Source organism: Joostella atrarenae, assembly GCF_021764745.1.
Classification (GTDB): Bacteria; Bacteroidota; Bacteroidia; order Flavobacteriales; family Flavobacteriaceae; genus Galbibacter; species Galbibacter atrarenae.
This window is the reverse complement of the sequence record NZ_JAETXX010000005.1, coordinates 235,221-242,169: the sequence shown is the minus strand read 5'-3', so window position 1 is coordinate 242,169 and position 6,949 is coordinate 235,221. Positions and strand designations below refer to the sequence as shown.

Below are 6,949 nucleotides of genomic sequence, written 5' to 3'. Positions count from 1 at the left end.
TCTTGACATGCTTCCTCACAAGTAGGTGAAGCTACAGTAACTACTCTATCTTCTGTACAACCAGCAAAACTAGTTGTAATAATAACATTCGTTCCTGTTGGAATACCTGTGATTGTTCCATCAGCAAGATTAACTGTTCCCTGATTTGCCATTATGGTAACCCCTGGAGCTGCTGTAAACAACACAATATAAGTTGTTAAATCCTCTGAACATTCCGTTCCTCCAATACTAATACTAGGATTTTCACATGGATTGTCACAATCCGTTGGAGATGTAATAGTAATTATACTTTCACAACTACCATTTGTGGCTGTGATTACAATATTTGCACCTATGGTTCCAGCAATTGTACCATCACCATTATTTGTTCCTCCAGTAACAGTGAGTGTTGCTCCAGTAGTTTCTGTAAAGTTTACCGTATATGTAGTAGCACCTATACCATCACAAATTCCTTGTCCAACTGTTAAGTCTGGGAAGACACAATCCGATGGACAATCCGATGGAATGGCTATGGTAGTTATCGTTTCACAAGAAGTGCCATTAGAAGCGGTAATTGTAAGTGTCGATCCAAATGCAATTCCAGTAATCACACCATTTGCGGTATCTACTACCCCTGAACTAGCATTAATAGTAGCTCCGTCAGAAATAAAATCTAAACTATAAGTAGTTCCATCGCATATTAATTCTCCCACTGTTAAGATTGGATCCTGACATGTTTCTTCACATATTGGTGGAGTTACTGTTACTTCTTTAGGAGCTGTACAACCTGAAAAAGTAGCAGTAATCACTACACTATTTGCTATTGGTATATTAGTAATTATTCCATTAGCTAAGTCTACATTTCCTTGATCTGCAGTAACAGAAACACCGGAAGCAGCAGTAAAACTAACACTATATTCAGTTAAATCGGTTGAGCAAATAGTTCCTCCAATACTAATATTCGGATTTATACATGGATCCGAACAATCATCTGGATATGGAATAGTTATAACTGTTTCACAAGAACCATTTGTTGCTGTAACAATAATATCATTACCAGCAGTACCACTTAATGTCCCATCTCCGTTATCAACTCCACCATCAACAGTGATTGTAGCTCCTGTTTTCTCCACATAGCTAGCGGTATATGTTTCGGCTCCAACGCCATCGCAAAATGCTTGTCCAACTGTTAAATCTGGTTGAATACAGTCGGTCGGGCATGCATCTGGAATTTCTATGCTTGCTGTAGTAATACAACTATTTCCATTTTGTGCAGTAATTGTAATATCACTCCCAAAAGGAATATTTTCAATTTTATTTGTTGCAGTATTAAGGTTACCAACATTTGGTGTAATCGTGATATTTTCTCCATCACTTATATAATCTACACTATAAGATGTACCATTACAGGTTAAATTCCCTATTGTTAGCACAGGGTCTTGGCAGTTTTCTCTACACTCACTTGGAGCAACAACTAAAGCTGTTTGATCATTTGCACAACCTTCATAACTAGCAGTGACAAATAAATCTGTACCGATAGGAATATCTGTTACCATTCCTGTAGCTGCATCGACTACTCCAACATTAGTAGTAATAGTGACTCCTGTAGGAGCGATATAATTAACACTGTAGGACAATAAATCTGTAGCACAATTTGGGCTCCCTAAACTCACTCCAGGATTTTCACATGGATTATCACAATCGGTAGGTGAATTTACAGTAATTACCGTAGTACAAGCGCTATCTGTTGGATTAACAGCGGACACTTGAAGGTTTACACCAACAGGAATGTTAATAATACGCATGTTTGTTTCATCTAAATCACCTGCACTAATAGATATGTCTGCAGCTGTAGTTAAAGAATAAGCAACACTATATGTACTTGATCCTGTACCATCGCATATGGCTTGCCCTACATTTAAATCAGGCTGAATACATCCTGTAGGACAACTGCTAGGAATTACTATGCTTGCTTCTGTTGTACAACTTATACCATTTCTAGCTTCAACAGTTAGTGTTGTACCAAAAGGAATATTTATAATTTTTCTATTTTGTGTATCTAAATCTCCAGCACTAACGGTGATATTGGCTGCATCAGTCAAACTAGTAATTACAGAAACCTCAAAACCATCACCAGCAGCATTACATGTCAAATCTCCTAAAGTAAGCACAGGACTCTGACAAACTTCTTCACATACGGGTGCCTGTACTGTTATTGTTCTATCTACAGTACATTCATCTAAACTGATTGTAAATGTTAAATCACCACCGTTTGGCACCGTTATTAAACCAGCCCCATCGTCTGTAGCATCGGTTGGTGCAGAAATTGTAATCGTTGCATCAGAAATTAAAACATATGGAACAGTATAACCTCCCAGTCCATCTTCATTACAGACAGTCCCTCCAATACTAATAGGACTACCTCCACATGGATTGTCACAATTTTCTGGACTTGTTACATCAATTATCGATACACAAGCACCGTTTGTTGCTGTTATTTCTATATCTGTACCTATGTTTGCTGTAATAGTACCATCTTCGTTATCGGTTCCTCCGACAACAGAAATAGTAGCTCCTGTTGCGTCAGAATAACTAACTGTATACGTGGTAGCCCCTATTCCATCACAAACAGCTTGTCCAACTTGTAAATCTGGTAGGATACAATCTGTTGGACATGTTGCAGGAGTTGTAATAGTCTGTGTAACAGCACAACTCGCACTATTATATGCCTCAATGGTTAAAACTGTATTTGGAGGAATATTAGTAATAGTCCCCGCAGCCTGATCTAACGTACCTTCACTATTAGTAATAGTAGTTGCATTAGATATAAAACTAATATCAAAGCTAGTCCCAGATGCATTACATGCTAAATCTCCAATTGTAAGAATTGGACTCTGACAATCGATTAATGTTATTGTTACTGTTGTGGTATCTTCTCCACTACAACCACCTTCTACAGTATATAAAAAAGTATAAGTACCAGCACCAACATTTGTAATATCCCATTTCTCAGAATCGAAAATTAAACCATCACTAGAGGTAGCAGTAGTTTCTTCCCAATATCCAAAATCATCATATGGTCCAGTTATATAATCAAATAAATCTATAACAGACCCAGATTCAGATTTAACAATTGTAACCGTTTGTCCAGTTCCAGCTTCTGCATTGGTAGTATTTTCTGCAGTAAGGTTATAATCTAACACTGCATCAGCACAATTTACATTGTCACCACTATAAGAAATTGTAGCATGATATTCTCCAACATCTGTAGTACTATCAAAAGGATCTAGAGGTAAAATATTCCCTGTACCAATAACCGTTGGATCTGCTCCTTTGGTCCATGAAATATCCATGAAGTCTAACCCTGAGATGAATAAAGACCCAGCACTGCCTTCACATAAATTATTTGCTCGTATTCTAGGAAGCTTTTCTGCGGAAGTATTTGCGATAAATTGAAATTGATTACCACAAGAATCTGTCATTAAAAAAGTATATAAGCCAGAATCCAGTCCTGAAAATACTGGAGATGTCCCATTATCAATACTAATAGGATTCCCATTAAAAGAGATAGCTTGGTAATTTAAAGGTTCAACTCCTTCTGCATCTATAACAGCAGTTGTAGTTCCATCTATACATTGAAAAACGTAATAATCATTTATTTGCGGACGATCATAAAACTCAAACTCTTCAATAACATCAAAACAATCATAATAAAGGTTTTGAGTACTTGTCGGATCATCAGAATGCATTCTCGATTTGGTGAAAAATCGATATTTTCCACTAAGACTTAAACTATTTACCGTAAAAGAAACATTACTTAAACTATTTCCTCTATCATTATTTCCATTTCCACCAATTAAGTCATAACTAGCATACTCATTTGAACTAGAGCTAGAACCATCTGGTTTTCCCCATTGCTGACTAGTTTCATTGTAATATTGAAAAAATATAACACCGCTACTTATATTACTTGTCCAATCTATTGTAACATCAAAAGAACCACAACGGCGAGTAATATCAGTATCTGCTTCATTAATTTTTGTGCTTTCTATAGTTTTTTCATGAATTATTGTCTCTCCACAACTTACAACTTCAAAAGTATATGTTCCTGGAATAAGATTATCTATAGCTGCATAATTAACATTTGCATTACTATAAACAAAAGTATCCCCTATTAATAAATTAGTAGGACCTGTATAAGCAGCTGGAGCAGAAGTTATAACAGCTGATTCTATAGGATATACTAATGCGTAATCAAACTGAGCATTCGGTACATTCGCATGTAATCTAATACCTGCTTCCCCAACTTCACAACCATAAGAAACATAAGAAACTATTTCTTTTCCCTGAGGCTCAATGGTTCGTGTTACTGTTGATGTTTCATTTCCGCAACCTCCATATACTTTTGCAACATAATCTCCTTCAGGTAATGTATTATCTGGACCACCAAAATATTCTCCATTATAATCAGTATAAACAATAGTATAGGCATTGTAATAGGTATCAAAGGTAAAGCCATATGCTGTAGGATCGAAGGCATCTGGAAATTCTAATAATGCAAATGATCTATCTGTGGATACTATATCAGTTGCTCCTCTAAACCAAAGATATTGCCCACCACAATTTCCATTTACCGTTCTAAAATCTAAACTACAGTTTCCACAAATTGCAGACTTTGTATATGTATGTGTAAATTCAGTACCGCAAGCATCAATGGCAGTAATAGTATAATCCCATTCTTCTTGTGGGTAATATGGTCCATCAAAAGTAAAATTAGTTGCAGTAGGCATTGTTCCTGAAACGGTAGTTGTATTCCCAGGATCTGTAGGGTTCTCAAATTCTACAGACCATTCTATAGGGACCGCGTATACTCCATTAGATCCAAAATTTGAATTATTTATTATTCTATATGATGCTGTAGAACAATCATCTGGAGCTCCTACAACAGCACCTCTTGTAAATAAATCTGTAGAAAACTCTTTAAGATCTATTGTCTGAGTACGCACTCTTACAGTCCCGCAGTTATCATATCCTCTTACTTCATAAACTACACCTTGTGTTAAGGCAGGAAAATCACCTTCAGTACTAGTATCTAATATAGTACTTGTACCATCTACATATAATTCGTAATAGTCTGCAATACCCGCAGTAACATCTGCTACAATAGCTATACCATCACATCTACGCTCTTGATCCAATAAAAAATCGAAAGTCTCTAAATTGCTTCCTATGCTAAAAGTTTGTTCTAAAGTACTTAGAGTTCCATTTACATTTTCTGTAACTCTAACTGTATACGAACCTACAGGAAGGTCTTGTACCACTTTTACAAAAGTATCCCCATCTGAAACATCCTCTTCAGTATTCACCGGCGTTCCACTAGTTGGGCCTAAAAAAAATGAGAATGTTAAAATAGCATCTATTTCTGTTTCAGAAATATTAAGTGTAACTGTTCCTCCTCCACCTGCACAGGATTCATCCTCAGATTCTACATTTAAGGTGAAAGCATACATCTCATCTAAAGCAATTTTATTTGTTGCTTCTACATGATTTTCATTTGTGCTTACGTAAGGTAATATATTAACTATAGTATTATAGCTACTATAAAACCCTAAACTAAAAAGAACAATAAATAATGAAAAGTAATATTTTATCATACTGTAACAGTTTTATCTTTAAATGATGATATATTTTATTTACACATCATAATCTTATTATCCATTAGATAATAAGCTCTACATATAGACGAAAAACATCATCTATAAACAAAAAATAATATTAAATTCAATTTCAGAAGAAAAATAGAGGGGGGAGTGAAAAATACAAGTATGACCTATTTCTACTGAATATATGGGGGATATATAAATTAATACAAATTTAAAACAAGTAAGCTAAACCATTAGTTAAACTCATATAAACAATTCATGTAGTCATGATACATAATTATTATGTATTATGACTATAAATTTTATTTTACATCTAAGATAAGATTTTATTTACAAAAAATACGTTAAATCGTTATACATCAAAAAAATCTAGGCGAAATAACTTTTTTATAATTTTTAAATAATTCAAAACGAAGAAAGATTTCATGAGACCCTTTATTGTACTGAGCCAAAGAAGTCGTTTCCCAGTCGTAAGCATAACCTACCATCCACCTATCGTTTATTTGTAATCCTGTTAAAACGCTAAGTGCTGCATCCCAACGGTAGGCTGCCCCTATGCTAAAACTATCATAGAAAAGGAAGTTTGCTGATACATCTACCTGCAAAGGAGCTCCACTTACTGCTTTTACTAAAGTAGCTGGCTTAAATTTTATATCGGGACTTAGGTTAAAAACGTATCCTGTTATAAAATATAAATGCATTCTCTCCCCTGCTGTACTATTGCTAGAATCGTCAAAATGCTCTGTTTCTAGCATATTAGGAATACTTAATCCTGCATAAAATTTATCTGTATAATAATAAGCTCCAGCTCCAACTTGAGGAGCAAATTCATTATCTACATTATATTGCACATTTGGATCACCTCCATTTGGGGAACCTGTGTTTACTCTACTAAAATCTATATCAAAAAGATTAGCACCTGCTTTTAACCCTAGCGATAATTTGGAACGGTATGAAAGGTTTATAATGTAACTAAACATTAAATCTATAGCTGTTTCATTTGCTATGAATATTTTATCATTAGTTATACTCAATCCTAGTCCTACATTATTTCCTACTGGACCATGCATTGATAGATTCATTGTTTCTGGAGCACCATCTAAACCTGTCCATTGATTTCTATACATTGCCAAACCGCTAAAAACATCTCTAGTTCCAGTGTAAGCTGGATTAAAAGTCATCGTGTTATACATATACTGTGTGTATTGAGAGTCTTGCTGCCCATATAGATCTGACAAGAGTACACTCAACAAACAAATTATAAATGTTATTTTAAACGATTTGATCTTCATCATTAAATATATCTA

The 6,949-nt window shown here is 35.0% G+C and carries 2 protein-coding genes; both read right to left on the bottom strand.

The window, feature by feature from the left end; all coding sequences use genetic code 11:
• Window positions 1–5,633 (bottom strand): hypothetical protein (locus tag JM658_RS10030; protein ID WP_236959124.1); only part of this gene is annotated, 5,633 nt, incomplete at its 3' end.
• 368 nt (window positions 5,634–6,001) lie between these two features.
• Window positions 6,002–6,937 carry a PorP/SprF family type IX secretion system membrane protein gene (locus tag JM658_RS10025; RefSeq protein ID WP_317207869.1) on the bottom strand — a complete coding sequence of 312 codons (936 nt, stop codon included), beginning with the start codon at window positions 6,935–6,937 and terminating at the stop codon, window positions 6,002–6,004.
• Window positions 6,938–6,949: the final 12 nt, after the last annotated feature.